The 16380-nt window shown below is 66.3% G+C and carries 18 protein-coding genes; 2 read left to right on the top strand and 16 right to left on the bottom strand.

What is annotated here, in order from left to right:
* Positions 1–51: 51 nt before the first annotated feature.
* Positions 52–1635 carry a bifunctional phosphoribosylaminoimidazolecarboxamide formyltransferase/IMP cyclohydrolase gene (gene purH, locus WEA77_RS03425; protein ID WP_368066461.1) on the top strand — a complete coding sequence of 528 codons (1584 nt, stop codon included), beginning with the start codon at positions 52–54 and terminating at the stop codon, positions 1633–1635.
* Between the two features lie 76 nt (positions 1636–1711).
* Here the strand turns inward: purH and WEA77_RS03420 are convergent, their stop codons facing one another.
* The 12 genes from WEA77_RS03420 to WEA77_RS03365 form a co-directional block, all read right to left on the bottom strand.
* Positions 1712–1999: a hypothetical protein gene (locus tag WEA77_RS03420; RefSeq protein WP_368066460.1), complete on the bottom strand. Its 288-nt coding sequence runs from the start codon at positions 1997–1999 to the stop codon at positions 1712–1714.
* 64 nt (positions 2000–2063) lie between these two features.
* Complete coding sequence (locus WEA77_RS03415) at positions 2064–2657, bottom strand: hypothetical protein (RefSeq protein ID WP_368066459.1); 594 nt, start codon at positions 2655–2657, stop codon at positions 2064–2066.
* 52 nt (positions 2658–2709) lie between these two features.
* Positions 2710–4617 (bottom strand): ATP-dependent zinc metalloprotease FtsH, encoded by a 1908-nt coding sequence (ftsH, locus tag WEA77_RS03410; protein ID WP_368066458.1) that lies wholly within the window; start codon positions 4615–4617, stop codon positions 2710–2712.
* On the bottom strand, positions 4614–5768 hold the full coding sequence (gene tilS / locus WEA77_RS03405) for a tRNA lysidine(34) synthetase TilS (protein ID WP_368066457.1): 1155 nt from the start codon (positions 5766–5768) through the stop codon (positions 4614–4616). The genes ftsH and tilS overlap by 4 nt, the downstream gene beginning before the upstream one ends.
* Complete coding sequence (ybgF, locus tag WEA77_RS03400) at positions 5756–6709, bottom strand: tol-pal system protein YbgF (RefSeq protein WP_368066456.1); 954 nt, start codon at positions 6707–6709, stop codon at positions 5756–5758. The genes tilS and ybgF overlap by 13 nt, the downstream gene beginning before the upstream one ends.
* A gap of 126 nt (positions 6710–6835) precedes the next feature.
* Positions 6836–7375, bottom strand: a complete 540-nt coding sequence (gene pal, locus WEA77_RS03395) for a peptidoglycan-associated lipoprotein Pal (RefSeq protein ID WP_368066454.1) — start codon at positions 7373–7375, stop codon at positions 6836–6838.
* 206 nt (positions 7376–7581) lie between these two features.
* Positions 7582–8949 carry a Tol-Pal system beta propeller repeat protein TolB gene (tolB, locus tag WEA77_RS03390; protein WP_368066453.1) on the bottom strand — a complete coding sequence of 456 codons (1368 nt, stop codon included), beginning with the start codon at positions 8947–8949 and terminating at the stop codon, positions 7582–7584.
* 35 nt (positions 8950–8984) lie between these two features.
* On the bottom strand, positions 8985–9899 hold the full coding sequence (locus WEA77_RS03385; protein WP_368066452.1) for a cell envelope integrity protein TolA: 915 nt from the start codon (positions 9897–9899) through the stop codon (positions 8985–8987).
* A gap of 15 nt (positions 9900–9914) precedes the next feature.
* The gene (locus WEA77_RS03380) at positions 9915–10352 is read right to left on the bottom strand and encodes an ExbD/TolR family protein (RefSeq protein WP_368066451.1); all 438 of its coding nucleotides are present in this window, start codon (positions 10350–10352) and stop codon (positions 9915–9917) included.
* 6 nt (positions 10353–10358) lie between these two features.
* Complete coding sequence (locus WEA77_RS03375; RefSeq protein WP_368066450.1) at positions 10359–11072, bottom strand: MotA/TolQ/ExbB proton channel family protein; 714 nt, start codon at positions 11070–11072, stop codon at positions 10359–10361.
* Between the two features lie 246 nt (positions 11073–11318).
* Complete coding sequence (locus WEA77_RS03370; RefSeq protein ID WP_368066449.1) at positions 11319–11771, bottom strand: YbgC/FadM family acyl-CoA thioesterase; 453 nt, start codon at positions 11769–11771, stop codon at positions 11319–11321.
* Positions 11768–12916 (bottom strand): DUF3137 domain-containing protein, encoded by a 1149-nt coding sequence (locus tag WEA77_RS03365; RefSeq protein WP_368066448.1) that lies wholly within the window; start codon positions 12914–12916, stop codon positions 11768–11770. Before WEA77_RS03365 ends, WEA77_RS03370 begins: the two co-directional genes overlap by 4 nt.
* A gap of 94 nt (positions 12917–13010) precedes the next feature.
* Between WEA77_RS03365 and WEA77_RS03360 the strand changes: the two genes are divergently transcribed.
* Positions 13011–13364 (top strand): DUF983 domain-containing protein, encoded by a 354-nt coding sequence (locus tag WEA77_RS03360; RefSeq protein WP_368066446.1) that lies wholly within the window; start codon positions 13011–13013, stop codon positions 13362–13364.
* On the opposite strand, the gene ruvB is transcribed toward WEA77_RS03360, so the two are convergent.
* The 4 genes from ruvB to WEA77_RS03340 all read right to left on the bottom strand — a co-directional run.
* A complete protein-coding gene (gene ruvB / locus WEA77_RS03355; protein WP_368066445.1) occupies positions 13361–14392 on the bottom strand; it encodes a Holliday junction branch migration DNA helicase RuvB in 1032 nt (343 codons plus the stop codon). The genes WEA77_RS03360 and ruvB overlap by 4 nt on opposite strands.
* On the bottom strand, positions 14389–15012 hold the full coding sequence (gene ruvA, locus WEA77_RS03350; protein ID WP_368066444.1) for a Holliday junction branch migration protein RuvA: 624 nt from the start codon (positions 15010–15012) through the stop codon (positions 14389–14391). Before ruvA ends, ruvB begins: the two co-directional genes overlap by 4 nt.
* Positions 15009–15530: a crossover junction endodeoxyribonuclease RuvC gene (gene ruvC / locus WEA77_RS03345; protein ID WP_368066443.1), complete on the bottom strand. Its 522-nt coding sequence runs from the start codon at positions 15528–15530 to the stop codon at positions 15009–15011. The genes ruvA and ruvC overlap by 4 nt, the downstream gene beginning before the upstream one ends.
* A gap of 334 nt (positions 15531–15864) precedes the next feature.
* Positions 15865–16380: heme-binding protein (locus WEA77_RS03340; RefSeq protein WP_368066442.1), on the bottom strand; the 516-nt coding region annotated here is incomplete at its 5' end.

Raw genomic sequence — 16380 nt, 5'->3', positions numbered from 1 at the left:
TTGACCGGCGCCGCTCCCGTGATAGGCCGCGCGGGCCACACGGAGACCCGCATGACCGCCCCCCTCAAGATCCGCCGCGCCCTGATCTCCGTCTCCGACAAGACCGGCCTCGCAGGCCAGGCCGCCCGCCTGCGCAGCCACGGCGCGGACCTTATCTCCACCGGCGGCACCTCGAAGGCCCTGAAAGACGCGGGCCTTCCGGTCAGCGACGTCGCCGACCTCACCGGCTTCCCCGAAATGATGGACGGCCGCGTCAAGACACTCCACCCGGCTGTGCATGGCGGCCTCCTCTTCCTGCGCGACAATCCCGCCCATGTCGCCGACGCGCGCACCCACGCCATCGCCCCGATCGATCTCATCTACGTCAACCTCTACCCCTTCGAAGCCACTGTCGCCTCCGGTGCAGACTTCGAAACCTGTATCGAGAATATCGACATCGGCGGCCCCGCCATGCTGCGGGCCGCCGCGAAAAACTACGCCTTCGTCGCCTGCTGCACCGACACGGGCGACGTCGACGCCGTCCTCGCTGAACTCGACGCCAATGGCGAGATCAGCCAAACGACCCTGCGCCGCCTCGCTGCCAAGACCTATGCCCGAACCGGCGCCTATGACGCCGCCATCTCCGGCTGGTTCGCGAACCAAAACGACGAGACCGCGCCCGACTGGGCGGCCATCGGCGGGCGCCTCAAGCAATCGCTCCGCTACGGCGAAAACCCCCACCAGAAAGCTGCCTTCTACGTCACCGGCGACAAGCGCCCGGGCGTTGCCACCGCGCGCCAACTGCAGGGCAAGGAACTCTCCTACAACAATATCAACGACACCGACGCCGCCTATGAACTGATCGGCGAACTGGGCGCGGGCACCCCTGCCGTCGCCATCATCAAGCATGCCAACCCCTGCGGCGTTGCTCTGGGTACGGACATCATCACCGCTTACCGCGCCGCCCTCGCCTGCGACCCCACCTCCGCCTTTGGCGGCATCGTCGCGCTGAACCGCCCGCTGGACGAAGCCGCCGCGATGGTCATCTCCGAAGTCTTCACCGAAGTCGTCATCGCGCCGGGCGCCGACGCCGCCGCCGAAGCCGTCTTCGCGAAAAAGAAAAACCTTCGCCTGCTGATCACCGACGGCCTGCCGGACCCCGCCGCCTCCGGCATCTTCGCCAAGACCGTCGCCGGCGGCTTCCTCCTGCAGGACCGCGACGGCGGCCGGATCACAGCTGCTGATCTGAAAGTGGTCACCAGACGCGCGCCCACACCGCAGGAACTGGAAGACCTGATCTTCGCCTGGCGCGTCGCCAAGCACGTCAAGTCCAACACCATCGTTTATGCGAAGGACGGCGTCACCGCCGGCATCGGCGCCGGCCAGATGAGCCGCATCGATGCGGCGCGCGTCGCCGCCCGCAAGGCCGAAGACGCTCAGGGGTCTGCCGGTTGGCCCGCCCCCCGTACACGCGGCTGCGTCGCCGCCTCCGACGCCTTCTTTCCGTTCGCAGACGGACTGATCCAGGCCGCCTCAGCCGGCGCCACCGCCATCATCCAACCCGGCGGCTCCATCCGCGACGACGAAGTCATCGCGGCGGCCGACGACGCAGGCCTTGCGATGGTGTTCACAGGGATGAGGCATTTCCGGCACTAAGCCTGATCCAGGCGGTCATTATGCTGGAGCGCGGCTGGTTAATCTGCGTTCAGAAGCCTTTCCCAGCTTAGCGGGCTCAGTGATGAGCCGGCTCAAGGGCGTCAGTAAAGTCAGGCAGATCTTCAGCGCCTTCCTGCCGGGGGATACGCGGAAACAGAAAAGTAAACTGAGGAGAGCAGCCCTGACGCCCCAGCCGCGCCAGTTCATCCGTCAGCCGGCTGACGATCTCCCAGCGCACCTTCCAGCTGAGCCAGGCCTTGTCCATGCGGCTCAGCCGGCGGGAATTGGCGGCATGCCGTTCGAGCCCCAGCCCGCGTGGACGCTTCATCATGCGCGCGCCCGGCACCTCGCCTGCATGCGCCATTTCCTTGTGGCCCGAGAAATAAAGCGCGCGCCCTGCGGTATTCCAGCCGGAGGCGCACAGGGCCTCAGTCCAATTCGGGCCAGCCCCACGGTGTGGGCGGCGCGGCAACCGGGCTCGACGTGTCGAACTCCACCCGCAGGAAACGCTGCGGGCGTTTCAGCTCATAGGCAAAGATGTTCGCAGACGGATCAACTTCAACGGCCCAGACATTGGTTTTTGAAACCGGGATATTTTCGCGGTCGAACAGGTCCTTCGTGGCCTGGTCGGCCGGAAATTCCTGCCGCAGCGCATCCACCGGCGTCGAGGCAAAGCCGCCATACTGGGTCAGCGCATCCTCGCTGCCATCCTCGTGGCGGTGGTCATGGCGCAGTTCCCAGGCCTCGCCCACCTGCATAAGCACCCAGGTGCGCGAATGGTCGTCGCCCACATGCAGGGGAACCGTGATGTAACCGGGCTCGCAGGTGCGCACATGCATGACGACGCGCTGGGCGCGCCAGTCATCATCCTGTGCATCGGCGGTGACAATCCGGCCTTCGAAGGCTTTCCCGCAAAGCGGCGCAATCGCCGCCTCAAAAGCGGACGAGGCGGGCTCCACCGGCGTAACGCAGGCAGCGGCAAGGAGGGCGAAAGCGGGCGCGAGGGCGGTTCTGAAAAGCATGAAGCCCAGCCTATCAGGCCGGGCTTCAATTGGAAGGATTATTGTCGCCGCCTCAGGCCGGGTTCGGCGAGGGATCGATGCCGGGGCGTTTGCGCTTGCCAATGATCGGCACGGCGGACGAGAGGCCCGCATCATCCTCGGACGAGTCCGGGCGCGAAGGCGGCGTGCCTTTGATCAGCGCGGCGATCTCGTCGCCGGAAAGCGTCTCATACTCAAGCAGGCCGAGCGCGACGGCTTCCCACTCGGCGCGCGCTTCGGTCATCACCCGGCGGGCGTCTTCCTTGCCCTGTTCGATCAGCTTGCGGACTTCTTCCTCGATCTTGCGCGAGGTCTCTTCCGAGATGTGCGAAGACTGCATAAGCTGCTGGCCGAGGAACACGTCGCCCTGGTCAGAGCCATAATCGACCGGGCCGATGATGTCCGAATAGCCCCAGCGGGTGACCATCGCGCGGGCGAGGCGCGTGGCTTGCTGGATGTCGGAGGCGGCACCGGCGGTGACATTGTCGAGGCCAAACTTCAGTTCCTCGGCGACGCGGCCACCCATGATGATGGCGAGGCGCGAGGTCATCTCGACCTTCGACATCGAGAGCTTGTCGTCTTCCGGAAGCTGCATGACCATGCCGAGGGCGCGGCCGCGCGGGATGATCGTCGCCTTGTGGACCGGATCGGCCGAGGGGACTTTCATCGCCACGATCGCGTGGCCGGCTTCGTGCCAGGCGGTGAGTTCCTTTTCCTTCTCGGACATCACCATCGAGCGGCGCTCAGGGCCCATCAGGACCTTGTCTTTTGCGTCCTCGAACTCGGCCATCGCGACGACGCGCTTGCCGCGGCGCGCGGCGAGAAGGGCGGCTTCGTTGACGAGGTTTGCAAGGTCGGCGCCCGAGAAGCCGGGCGTGCCGCGGGCGATGGTTTTCGTCTCGACGTCCTTGGCGAGCGGAACGTTGCGCATGTGGACGCGCAGGATTTTCTCGCGCCCGATGATGTCCGGATTGCCGACGGTGACCTGGCGGTCGAAACGGCCGGGACGCAGCAGCGCGGGGTCGAGCACGTCCGGACGGTTGGTCGCAGCCATGATGATGATGCCTTCGTTGGCCTCGAAGCCGTCCATCTCAACCAGCAGCTGGTTCAGCGTCTGCTCGCGCTCATCGTTCCCGCCGCCGAGGCCGGCGCCGCGCGAGCGGCCGACCGCATCGATCTCGTCGATGAAGATGATGCAGGGCGCGGAGCGTTTTGCCTGTTCGAACATGTCGCGCACGCGGCTTGCGCCGACGCCGACGAACATTTCGACGAAGTCAGAGCCGGAGATGGTGAAGAAGGGCACGCCGGCTTCGCCTGCAACAGCGCGGGCGAGGAGGGTTTTACCGGTGCCGGGCGGGCCGACGAGCAGCGCGCCTTTCGGGATCTTGCCGCCGAGGCGCTGGAACTTGGACGGGTCCTGAAGGAACTCGACGATTTCCTGCAGCTCTTCCTTGGCTTCATCGACGCCGGCGACATCGTCAAAGGTGACGCGGCCATGCTTTTCGGTGAGGAGGCGGGCGCGGGACTTGCCGAAGCTCATGGCGCCGCGCGTGCCGCCGCCCTGCATCTGGCGCATCATGAAGAAGACGAAGGCAACGATCAGCACGATCGGCAACAGTGAGAGCAGCACCGAGGCGACATTATTTCGGCCGACATCGGCTTCGACATTGAAGGGCACGCTATTGTCGCGCAGCACCTGCTCGGTGGTCATGTCGAGCTGGCGGATCTCGGAGATCATCTTCTGGCCGTCGGTCGTGGTGACCATCAGCTTGGTGTCACCAAGGGTTGCGTCCGCGAGCTTACCCTGCTCGGCCATCGTGTAGATTTCCGAGAGCCGGACCGACTTGGCGCGGGCGACCTCGGGGTTGCCCCCCATCATCACGGCCATCCCGATCACCAGAAGGGCAAGGGCACCCCAGACGGCAAGGTTACGAACATTCATGGCAGGTCTCGCACAAAGGAAACGGTGTTGGAGTTGAAGATAGGCGCCAACCCCTGCAAAAACGACTCCTTTCCTGCGCCTGCGACGAAATCTTGCGCAGAATTGATAAAAAGGCGCCGGAAAGCGTTAATCCGGGCCGCCAGCACATCCGGCGCGGGCGGGTTCTGGCGCGCGCCAGGCTCCGGAGCGAGCTTAAGGCCGGCGCGCGATGGCCTGACGCGCACGCCGCCGAGGGTGGCGCCGCGGAACGCGGGCTCGCCGAGACAACGGGCGGCGAGGCCGGCGAGGCTTTCGGACCGGGGCGGCGTTTCCCGTCCGGCAACACATTGCAGCAGGATGCCAAGGGCGCGGGCGGCCCGCTCGGGCGCAAGGCCGGTCAGCCGGGCGGTGACCGCGCCGTCCGGCGCAAGACTGACAGCTATACCCAGCCAGCGGGCGAGGAAGGCGTCCTCGACGGCGCGCAGCCGGGCGAAGCCCTGCTGGCAAGCGAGCGTGCGGGCGTGGAGATCGCGGCTGCGGGCAGCAAGCTGCAGGCGGATGCGGATGCGTTCGAAGGCGGGGTTGGTGTTGGAGGGATCGTCGATCCAGTCCTCTCCTTTTCCTTCGAGCCAGCCGCGCAGAGCGCCGCGCGTTTCGCCGAGGAGGGGCCGGGCGATCCAGAGACCCTCGCCTTCCGGCCAGACGGGCGACAGGGATAGTGAACGCATGCCCGCAAGGCCGTACCAGCCGGAGCCCTGCCGGGCGCGCATCAGAACGGTTTCGGCCTGGTCGGTCGCGGTATGGCCGGTCAGCAGGAGCTGTCCGCCCGCAATGCGCAGCGCCGAGGCGAGCAAGGCATGACGGGCGCGGCGCGCGGCCGATTGCCGGGCCACGGGAGCCTCCCATACGAGTGTCTGATGCGCGAGCCCGAAACCGGCACAGAGCGCGGCAACCTGCTGCGCTTCGGCGGCGGCTTGCGGGCGCAGCCGGTGATCGACCGTCAGCACAAGGAGGGACTGGCCGCATGCTCCGGCCCAGCGGCGGGCAAGGTGGAGGAGCGCAACGGAATCGCTGCCGCCGGAGACGGCAAGACCGATGGGCCCCGCGCGCAGGTCTTCCGGGACCGCGCTGAGCGCGGCGTCAAACCGGGACTGGAGCCCTAGGTCTTGCACCCGGACCGGGTCCGCTCGACGGCGGCGAGGTCGCGCACGACTTTCGAAGCGTTCGGATAGCGCTTCGGCAACGTATCGAGCGCGGTGCAGGCCTTGCCGGTCTCGTTCAGGAACCGCATGGCGCGGGCGAGGCGGACAAGCGCGTCAGGGGCGCGCACATCATCCGGGTACGACCGGATCATCGTGGTATAGGCGGCGCCGCTTTCAGCATAGGCCTGCTGCTGGTGCAGCGCTTCGCCGAGCCAGAAATGGGCCTCGCCGGCCTGCGCATCCTTGCCGAACTGGTCGATAAAGGAGCGGAAGGCATCTTCGGCGCCGGCGTAATCGAGACGGATCAGGCGGGACTTGGCCTCGGAGAAGAGCGGGCCGGCTTCACCCGGGAGCTGGCTGGCCGGCAGGCTGCCGAGCGAGCCTTCCGGCAGACCGCTGGCGGCGGCGGCGCCGGGAGCGAGCTGAACCGGGCCGGAACTGTCAACGCTGCGACCATTCGACGGCGGCACGTCCATTGCGAAATCCTGCAGAGCTGACGGGGCGGCCAAATAGGTGTCAACGACCGGTTCAGGCTCGATCCCGAGGATGACCTGAATGCCGGCGATAGCGCGCGACTGGCGATCCAGCGTCTGGCGCATGGCCTGCGCGTCACGGGCGAGAGTTTCATTATCGGTGAGGAGATCCTCGTTGGCTTCGCGGGCGCGGCCGAGGTCGAACTCAAGCGACTCGACGCGGCCGCTTAGGGCGCTGACCTGTTCTTCGAGCCGGTTCATCTGGACGAGCGTGTCTGCCGCCTGCTGGCGGGCCTGGTCGACCTGCACGGACAAGTCGCCGGTGGTTACCCCCTTGGAGATCGGGGCGCCGCGCGACGGCGTGGTGACCGTCTGGGCCGCGGAGGGCACGATCAGCAGGGCGCCCATGGCGACACTGGTCAGGGCAGCTTTCAGCATGGCGGGAAACCTCCGTCGATACGCAAACACTCAGGGAGCATGACAGTAAAAGGAACAGCCGGGGCCAAATTATGGCGCCCGGCTGGTTTGGACCATCTGCAATTGCAGTTCGGTTCGGCTTTCGCCTTAGCTGGTGGCGCCCGAAACGATCTGGGTCCAGCCGTTGCGGTTCAGGGCCCAGGACTGGTCGTCAGAACCGGCGACCACCGGACGCTCTTTGCCGTATGAAACGGTATCAACGCGCGACGACGTGACGCCGAGGCTGACGAGATACTCTTTCACCGCGTTGGCGCGGCGCTCGCCGAGGGCGAGGTTGTATTCACGGGTGCCGCGCTCGTCGGCGTTGCCGGCGATCAGGACGCGCACGTTCGGATAGGAGGAGAGCCAGGCAGCCTGACGCTTCAGGATGTCCTGGTCTTCGGTATCGAGGCGGTACTGGTCGAGGTCAAAATAGACGCGCTCGCCAACGTTGACGCGGAAATCTTCGAGCGAGCCGGCGGCGATGGACGATTCGACGACCGGATCGGTTTTCACAGTTTCGGTCTTTTCTTCGACCGGGGTCGTCTTTTCGACGAGCGGGGGGGGATCCACAGGCTTCGGTTTCGAGGCGCAGGCGCCCGTGGCCAGAAGCGCAGCGGCAACAGTAACTTTCAGAAAGGTTTGCATGTGTCGGGGCTCCCAAGGAATGGACGATGCGCTGGCGTGTTAGGGGAAACGAATTACCGGCCCCTGAACAATCCAACGCTACTTGCATAATCCGGCTGAATTGGGACGACAATCGCACGCCGCACTAAATCCAGCAGAATCATGGTTTAAATCGCGAGTTAGCAGGCTGCACGCAGGCAACCTGCTTAATTCGCGGTAATGTGCTGCTATTGCAGCAGGGGGGACCAGGCCGGGTCAGATGCATCGGTCTGGGTGACCATTCTGCGTTCATTGCGGCCCGACAGGTCTACCGAGAAGAGCTGCGGGCTGGCGCCGGCGCGGGCTTCGCGGAAGTAGACGATCACTCGCCCGTTAGGCGACCAGTCCGGACCTTCGTCCAGATAGGCTTCGGTCAGGAGGCGCTCGCCTTTGCCGTCGGTGCTGATGACACCGATATAGAACTTGCCGCCTTCCTGCTTGGTGAAGGCAATCAGGTCGCCGCGCGGAGACCAGACGGGGGTCGAGTAGCGGCCCTTGCCGAAGGTGATGCGGCAGGCCGTGTCGCTGCCGCCGCCCGGGCAGGTGCGCTTCGATTTGTCCGAGTTCATGATATAGAGCTGCGGTGTGCCGCCCCGGTCGGAGTTGAAGACGACCGATTTGCCGTCCGGCGACATCGAGGGCGAGGTGTCGATCGACGGATGGTCGGTCAGGCGCTCGGACTCGCGGGTGCGCAGGTTCATCACATAGATGTCGGTGTTGCCGCGCTGGGCCTGGCTGAGCAGGACCGACTGGCCGTCCCGGGTGAAGCGGGGCGAGAAGGTCATGCCTGGGAAGTTGCCGAGCAGTTCCTGGCGGCCGGTCTCGATATTGAAGAGGTAGATACGCGGCTTGCCGCCTTCATACGACATATAGGTGATCTCCTGCGCCGAGGGGGAGAAGCGCGGGGTGAGCACCGTGGAGCGGCCGGAGGTGAGGTATTGCTGGTTGGCGCCGTCGGAATCCATGATCGCGAGGCGTTTCACGCGCTCGGTCTTGGGACCGGTTTCGGCGATATAGACGATGCGGGTGTCGAAATACGGGTCTTCGCCGGTCAGGCGGGTGTAGATCGAGTCGGCGATCTTGTGGGCGATGCGGCGCCAGTTTTCCGGCGTGGTGGTGAGACGGCGGCCGGGCTCGCCGTTGATGCGCATGAGCTCGCCGCCATAGATGTCCCAGAGGCGGAAGGAGACGGCGACCTTGCCGTCGGGAAGCTCTTCGAACGTGCCGACGACGAGGCCTTCGGTGCGGATGATCTTCCAGTCAGCGAAACGCGGCTCGGCATTGATGCTGAGATCGCGCTGGATGAAGGAGGCCGGATTCTGCAGGTCAAACAGGCCGGTGGAGGCAAGGTCGGCGCGAACGACATCGGCGATCTGCTTCGCCAGTTCGGTATTGGCCCCGGTGACCTGGAAGTCCGGGATAGCGATGGGGGTCGGCTGGAAATTGCCTTCATCGACGCGCACACGCAGCTGCGCCGAGGCAGGCGCCACCAGCCCGAGGGCGATCACGGCGGCGGCGAGGAAGCGCCGAAGATAAAGCATGGTCCGATGTGTCATTCCTTCAGACTCCTTTTTAAGTGTTGTCCGCGCGCTCAGCCCTGTGAGGGACCGATCGTCACGATGATGTCTTTCCATTCTTCATACGCATCTTCGGGCAGCTTGTAAGGCGCGCACGTGCGCACTGCCCGCAGGGCGAGATCCACCGCGAAGCCCGAACGCCCGACGGGGCGCGTGCGGGGGGAGACGAGTTCGGCATTACCGTCGAGCGAGCCGTCAGGCTTCAGGTTCATCTGGATCTCGACGTCGATCTGGTCTTCCTCCGGCAGGTCCTCGATGCCGCGCCAGCAATAGCCGATCTGGCGGCGGAGCGAGGCCTGCAGCGAGGCGGTGTTGCCCGTGCGGTCGCCGGTGCCGACGCGGTCGCGGTCGGCATTGCCGATGGCGGGGCGGTCGGTCGCCTCGGTGGCTTGCGCGCGCGGCTGGGCCCGGCGCTTGTCCTGCAGGGCCTTGTCGAAGTCATCCAGGAAGGCGAGGTCGTCCTTCTTCGGTTCCTTCTTGGGCGGCTCTTTCTTGATCAGGGGCTCGGGCTTTTTCGGCTCCGGCTTCTTGGGCTCGGGCTTTTTCGGCTCGGGCTCCTTGTCCTCGCGCGGATCGGGCACGGCCTCTTCCGGCTCGGGCTCGGCAGCTTCGGGTTCAGGCTCCGGCGGCGGAGCTTCCACTTCCGGCTCGGCTTCGGGCGGGGGCGCATCGTCCTGCGGGTCGGGCGCCTTGCGCAGGTCGGTGACATTCGAGACGAGGCCGACATCCTCGAAGTCGATCGGCAGGTCGGCGGATGCGGCACACTCGGGCAGCTGCATCACGATCTCGATGGAGCGGATGCCGGGGTTCTCGCGGCGCAGGCGCTCGATGGCCTTGTCGCATTCGGACTCCGGCGCCGGCCACGACATCATCGCCATGGCCAGCACGCTGGCATGCACGAAGGTCGAGATGGCGAAGCCGCGGATCATTGGAGGGGCGGGCTCCTACTTCTTCTGCTCGGTGATGAAGGACATGCGCGTATAGCCGGCGCGGCGGACTTCTGCGGTGACTTCCATGACCCGGCCATAGGGCACGTCCGTGTCGGCATAGAGGTAGACCTGCTTGTCATAGCCCTCCCCCAAGATGGCGGTGAGCTGGGCGGCGAGGTCTGCGGTCTGGATCTGCGTCTGCTGGACGAGGACCGTGCCGTCGGCGCGCACCCAGAGCGTCAGCGGGGTGTCGTTCGCCTCGGATTTTAGGGGCGCCGAGGATGTGCGCGGCAGGTTCACTTCCTCGCCGCGGATCAGCAGCGGGGCGGTGACCATGAAGACGATGAGCAGGACCAGCATCACGTCCACGAAGGGGGTGACGTTAATCTCTGCATTAAGGGCGCGCCGGCCGCGCCGCCCGCCTTTTCCGCCGGAACCGAGAATGAGGCCCATCGAGGTCTAGTCCCGCGTCGCGTCGGAAGCGCGCCGGGAAAGGCGCACGAGGACATCCTGGGAGAAGCTGTCAAGCTGGTCGGCCAGCTTGGTCAGGTCAGCGGTGAACTTGTTGTAGAAGATGACTGCCGGGATGGCGGCGATCAGGCCGAGGCCGGTGGCGAAGAGGGCCTCGGCGATGGGGCCCGCGACGGTGCCGAGGCTTGTGTCCTGCGCTTCGGCGATTTTGAGGAAGGCGTTCATGATGCCCCAGACCGTGCCGAAGAGCCCGATGAAGGGCGAGGCCGACCCGATTGTGGCCAGGATGGAGAGACCGTTGCCGGCGCGGCCGATCTCGCGGTCGATAGCGGCGCGCATCGAGCGCTCGGCCCGCATTACGAGGGCGGAGGCCTCGGCGGGGGTGGGCAGCGCGCGGCCGGCATCCTGCCATTCGCGGGCGGCGGACACGAAGACGCGGGAGGCGGGATCCTTGCCGCCCTGCCTCGGGCGCAGGTCAAACTCGCCGGCGCGCCCGTTCCAGAACGCATCCTCGAACTGCAGGGCCGACTTCCTGAGGCCGCCGAGCGAGAAGAATTTCTCGCCGATCACGATCCACGACCAGATTGACGACAGAAGAAGCACGATCAGCACGAGCTTCACGACAATGTCTGCCTCGCCGAGCAACGCGATCAGCGAAAACTCGCCGCTGCTGGCAACGTTGTCGATGGATTCGTTTTCCATGAACGATGTGTCTCCCAAAATTTCATCAGGGCGCGCGGCGCCCGCGTGTTCGGCGGTAGAAGGATTCGGCCCCGCGCACTGCGCTAAGGACCGCGGTTCTGCGATCCTTTTACCAGTTCGAATCCGGCAGAAACACGGCGCAGGCCGGGTTTTTGGCAGTCAGATATGGCTTATCCGCCAAGGGTTAAGGCTTCGTGGCAAATTGTTAACCCTGCGGGCGCCGCGCGGCGGCCGGGGCGCGCAACGTCAGGCCTGCCAGCGGTAGGCTTCCAGCAGCTCCGCGATTTCCTTGATGGGGCGGCGCAGGCGCCCGTCCGCGTGGATCATGACGGCGGTGATCTCGGCTTCGGCGATCAGTTCGCCGCCGCGCAGGCAGGCCTGCGAGAAGCGGATGCGGGGGCCGTCCATGCCGAGATAGCGCGTGCGGATGTGCAGGAGGTCGTCGACCTTTGCGGGTTTGCGGTAGGTGACGTTGACGTTGGTCAGCGTGAAGGCGGCAGGGTCTTCGCGGGCGAGCAGCGACTGGTGCGAGACGCCGGCATCACGCAGGTGGTCGGACCGGCCCCGCTCGAAGAAGCGCAGGTAGTTGGCGTGGTAGACCATGCCGGTGAAGTCGGTGTCTTCGTAATAGACGCGCACGGCCAGCCAGTGCTGGCGGGCGGCGTCGAAACTGGCGGCGTCGAGGGGCGGCAGGCTCATGGGGCGCTGGCATCAGACCTGGGGGCCAGCATGAAGGCATGGCCAAGCGTGTCGACGAGGGCGAGGGCTTCGGCGAGGTCGGCATGCGTCTTGCGGATCGTGTCCTCGCTCCAGGCGCCGGTGACCAGGTCGATCAGGTGGAAGCGGTTATCCTCGCTGGCAAAGTCGAACACCAGATTTTCACCCTGCGCGACGGCGCGGAACTTGCCGCCATGCGAGAGGGCAATAACGCGCTCGATGACCGCCGGATTAAAAATCGCGCGGGCCTCGACCTGGTCCGACGCCCGCAGGCGGTAAAGCGCATCGAACGCGCGCGGCCCGAGATCCACGTCCTGCATCGGCGCAAGGCCGGCATCTCCGGGCCAGCCGGTCTTGCGGGCCCTGAGCTGCGTGACGCCGTGGAGGCGGAGCGGCGCTTCGAGCAAGATAACGAGATGGAAGATGTCCGCCGCGTCGCTGACATTCTCCACCCATTCGAACATCGAGAAAGCGAGGCCGGCGCGCGTGCCTTCGAAACCGTCCTCGATCGCGCGCATGCCGGAGATCTGGTCGTTATACCGGGCCTTCTGCTCCGGCGTGCCGATGACATGCACGTGCGGCGCGATCAGCAATCCGCTCCTCAAGACAATGTCGACGGCCTGGTCCATGCCGCCCACGGCGTTAAGTTTGGCGGTTGCCTCGCGCAGGGTGGCGGGCGCCCAGTCCTGTTTCGAGAGCCATTCGAGTCCCTTTGGCGCACCGCCCGGCGCGGGCACATAGGTGATGCCAAGGGGCGCCGTGAGGCGCGTCATCGCCTCGGCCTTGACGCCGAGCCGGGCTTGCCCCTCGGCGAAGAGCTTGGCGAGGCGGCGGCGCATCAGAAAGAACGCAAGGCCGATCCAGCCTATGAACAATACCGGGAAAAGAATGAACCGGAGCACTTGCCAGACGCCGCCGCCGGGCAACAGGAATTCGAGCGTCATGAAGGAGGCGGCGAAGGAGAAGAAGGCGGCGGTCATGTAGCGCGAGAAGATCTTCTGCTGGCGCTTCGTATCGATGGGGTCGAGCCTGACGCGCTCGAGGAGAGGGCTGATCTCCCGCGCGGCGCGCTCGGTTGCGCCGAAGAAGCCGGGCTGGGCCTCGATCTCGTACCAGGTCATGCTCATGCCCCGGCAATAGCAGAGCCCGGCTGCGGCGTCATCCTTGTGCGGTGATTGGCCGGATCGCAGGTGGGCGGGGACTTGCGGGGGGGATTGTTCAATGCCGGTATCGCCTGGCCTGACGGCTGTGCTGCGCGGATTTCGGGGCCGATGCCCGGAATGCGGGTGGGGCAAGCTGTTTGCACGGTACCTGAGGCAGGCGCCCGCGTACGACGTGTGCGGGGCAAAGACCGGGGAGATTGCGGCAGAGGACGGGCCGCCCGGGTTGACGGCGCTGATGACCTGCCCGCTCCTGGCGGCGGCGACCTTCATTGCCGCGCGGCAGGGGGCCCGGCCGCTCTGGCCGAGACTTGCCGGGCTGGGGACGTTTGCGATTCCGGCCGTGCTGGTACTCCTGCCACGGATCAAGGGCAGGCTGATCGGGGCGCTGGGGGGTATGCAGACGCGGAGCTAGTCTTCGCCCGAGAACAGAGCACTTTGCTGTCCGTTCGGGGCTTTGAGGCCGAGGCGTTCATAGGCGAGCGGGGCAGCGACGCGGCCGCGCGGCGTGCGGGCGACGTAGCCCTTCTGCATCAGGTAGGGTTCGATCACGTCTTCGACGGCGTCACGCGCTTCGCTGAGGGCAGCGGCGAGCGTGTCAGCGCCGACGGGGCCGCCGGCATAGGTTTTCACGAGGGCGTGCAGGTAGCGCCGGTCGAGCGCGTCGAGGCCGTCGGTGTCGATCTCGAGACGCTTCAGCGCGCGGTCAGCGGCGGGCTTGTCGATCGGCTGGCCTTCGGCATCGGCGAAGTCTCGCACGCGCCTGAGAAGGCGCAGCGCAATGCGGGGCGTGCCGCGTGCGCGGGTGGCGATTTCGATGGCGCCAGCCTCCGTGATCGGAGCACCGAGCCTGCGGGCGGCGGCCATGACGATGCGGGCGAGTTCTTCAGGCTCATAGAAATCGAGGCGGATCGGAATGCCGAACCGGTCGCGCAGGGGCGTGGCGAGGAGGCCCGCGCGGGTGGTGGCACCGACGAGGGTGAAGGGCGCAAGATCGAGCCGCACGGAGCGGGCGGCGGGCCCCTCCCCGATCACAAGGTCGAGCGCGTAATCCTCCATCGCGGGATAGAGGATTTCCTCGACGATGGCGGGAAGCCGGTGGATCTCGTCGATGAAGAGGACGTCGTTGGGCTCGAGGTTCGTCAGGATCGCGGCGAGGTCACCGGCCTTGGCGATGACCGGGCCGGACGTGGAGCGGAAGCCGACGCCCATCTCGCGCGCGAGGATCTGCGCGAGCGTCGTCTTTCCGAGGCCCGGCGGGCCGAACAGGAGGACATGGTCGAGCGCTTCGCTACGGCCGCGCGCGGCGTCAACATAGACCTTGAGGTTCGACTTGGCTTTGCGCTGGCCGACATAGTCTTCGAACGTCTGCGGACGCAGGGCGCGGTCGAGTGCGTCCGGGCTCTGGGCGTTGGCGTCCGCGAGGGAGTCCTTGCGGGTCAACGGGCGAGCTCCTTGAGGGCGCCCTTGACAAGGGCGCTGACGTTATCGGCGGCGCCTTCCCTGGCGGCGGCGACGACGGCGCGGGCGGATTCGGAGGGCGTGTAGCCGAGGTTCGTCAGGGCACTGATGGCCTCGCCGCGCGGGCCGGTGGCGGCGCCGGCAGGGGCGGAGGTGAGGCCGGCGGCGGCGGCGGTTTCGAACTTGCCGAAACGGCCAATCGGCGGGGCCTTGCCGGCGAGTTCGGTGACGATGCGTTCGCCGAGTTTCTTGCCGATGCCCTTGGCGCGCACGAAGGCGCCGGCATCGCCGAGCGCGATGGCATCCATGATTTCGGACGGGGTGAGCCCGTCAAGGATGGCGAGGGCGGACTTGCCAGCAACGCCCGGCACATCCTGCAGGCGCACGAACCAGGCGCGTTCTTCATCCGTGGCGAAGGCGAACATCGTGATGGAGGATTCGGTGATGCGGGTTTCGACCTGCACGGTGACCTTGTCGCCGCCCCGCAGGCGCGCGAGCAGGCGCGTGCCGGCGAGAGCGACATAGCCGACGCCGTTCACGTCGATCAGCACATGGTCGAGCCCGAGGGCGGCGACCTCTCCGGTGAGGCGGCCGATGATCATGCGGCGCCTTTATTGCGAAGTTCCGGCTTGCGAAGCTGCGGCGGCAGGTGGTGGGCGGTGCAGATAGCGCAGGCGAGCGCGTCGGCGGCGTCGAGCTTCATCTCCCCTGCCCTCGGCAGCAGGCGCTGGACCATGAACTTGACCTGATCCTTGTCTGCGGTGCCGGTGCCGACCACGGAGAGTTTGATCTGGCGCGGGGCAAATTCGGAGACGGGGATACCGGCCATGGCGAGGGCGGCCATGGCGGCGCCGCGGGCCTGGCCAAGCTTCAGGGCCGAGCGGGGGTTGGCATTGACGAGGGTTTCCTCGACCCCGGCGGCATGGGGGCCGTGATGGCGGGCGAGTTCGCCGACGCTTTCGAAGATTTCAGCGAGGCGTTCGGCCATCGAAATATCTTTGGCGGCCGAGATCACGCCGTGGGCGACATGGGAGAGCCGCATGCCGGTCTGGTCGATGATGCCCCAGCCTGTGTGGAGCAGGCCGGGATCAATGCCGAGGATGCGAATCGTAGCGCTCATGCACGCCACCCTAGCAGCGCGAAGGGTTAAAGACAGCTTGAAGTTTCACTCTTTGTTCGCGGGACCCGGTCCACCGGCCCGCCGGCCCGCGCGGGGTTCGGGCAGGGTTCGGGCAGGGCTCGGGCAGGGCTCGGGCAGGGCTCGGGCGGTATTACGGTCGCCAGCGCCTCACGGCGTTCGCGTTTCTGGTGGCGCATCGTGAACCGGCTCTGGTGTTCGGGGCGCTGGTTGGTAAGGCGCGAGGACTGGGTCCCATGCAAGCCGATTTTCCAGGAAGTCCCGAACACACTGCGCCCAGTTCAGACATCAATCCAACTTCAAACGGCTTTGGATCTCAGCCTTTGTTCGCAGGCTCCACCCCGAGCATGATTTCATAGCGGCGCAGGAAGAAAGGCACGAAGGGCGCGTCATAGCCCGCCCATTCGGGCTCGCCGGTCACCGTATAGTCGAGCGCCTGCGCTAAAGCGCGAAGCGCTGCTTCGGCTTCTTCGCGCTTCTTCGGCGTATCGCCGCCCGTATAGCGGTAGGCCGCAACGGTGCGGCCTGGCAGCGGGATAAGGCGGATATCCGGACTGGCCGGCGCGGGCAGCGTGCCCATCGTCCATTCGGCGGGCATGATGAAACGGACATCATAGCTGCCGGCAGCGCCGGCGCCTGCCGCTGTGACGGGCGCGGTCATGGCGATCTTCTGGCCCTTCGGCGCGGCGGTGACCGGGCTGGTCATCGCGATCTTCTGGCGCGGCGCGTTGCCGCCGAAGATGTAGTTCGCCAGCGGACGGAATCCGGCATTCGCGGCTTCCGCCAGGGAGGGCGCCTCCACGGTCACTTCGGCAACGATCATCGGGGCATA

Origin of the sequence: Hyphomonas sp. (assembly GCF_040882205.1) — a bacterium.
GTDB lineage: Bacteria > Pseudomonadota > Alphaproteobacteria > Caulobacterales > Hyphomonadaceae > Hyphomonas.
The sequence above is the reverse complement of the archived record's forward strand: the minus strand, read 5'-3'. Positions and strand labels throughout refer to the sequence as shown.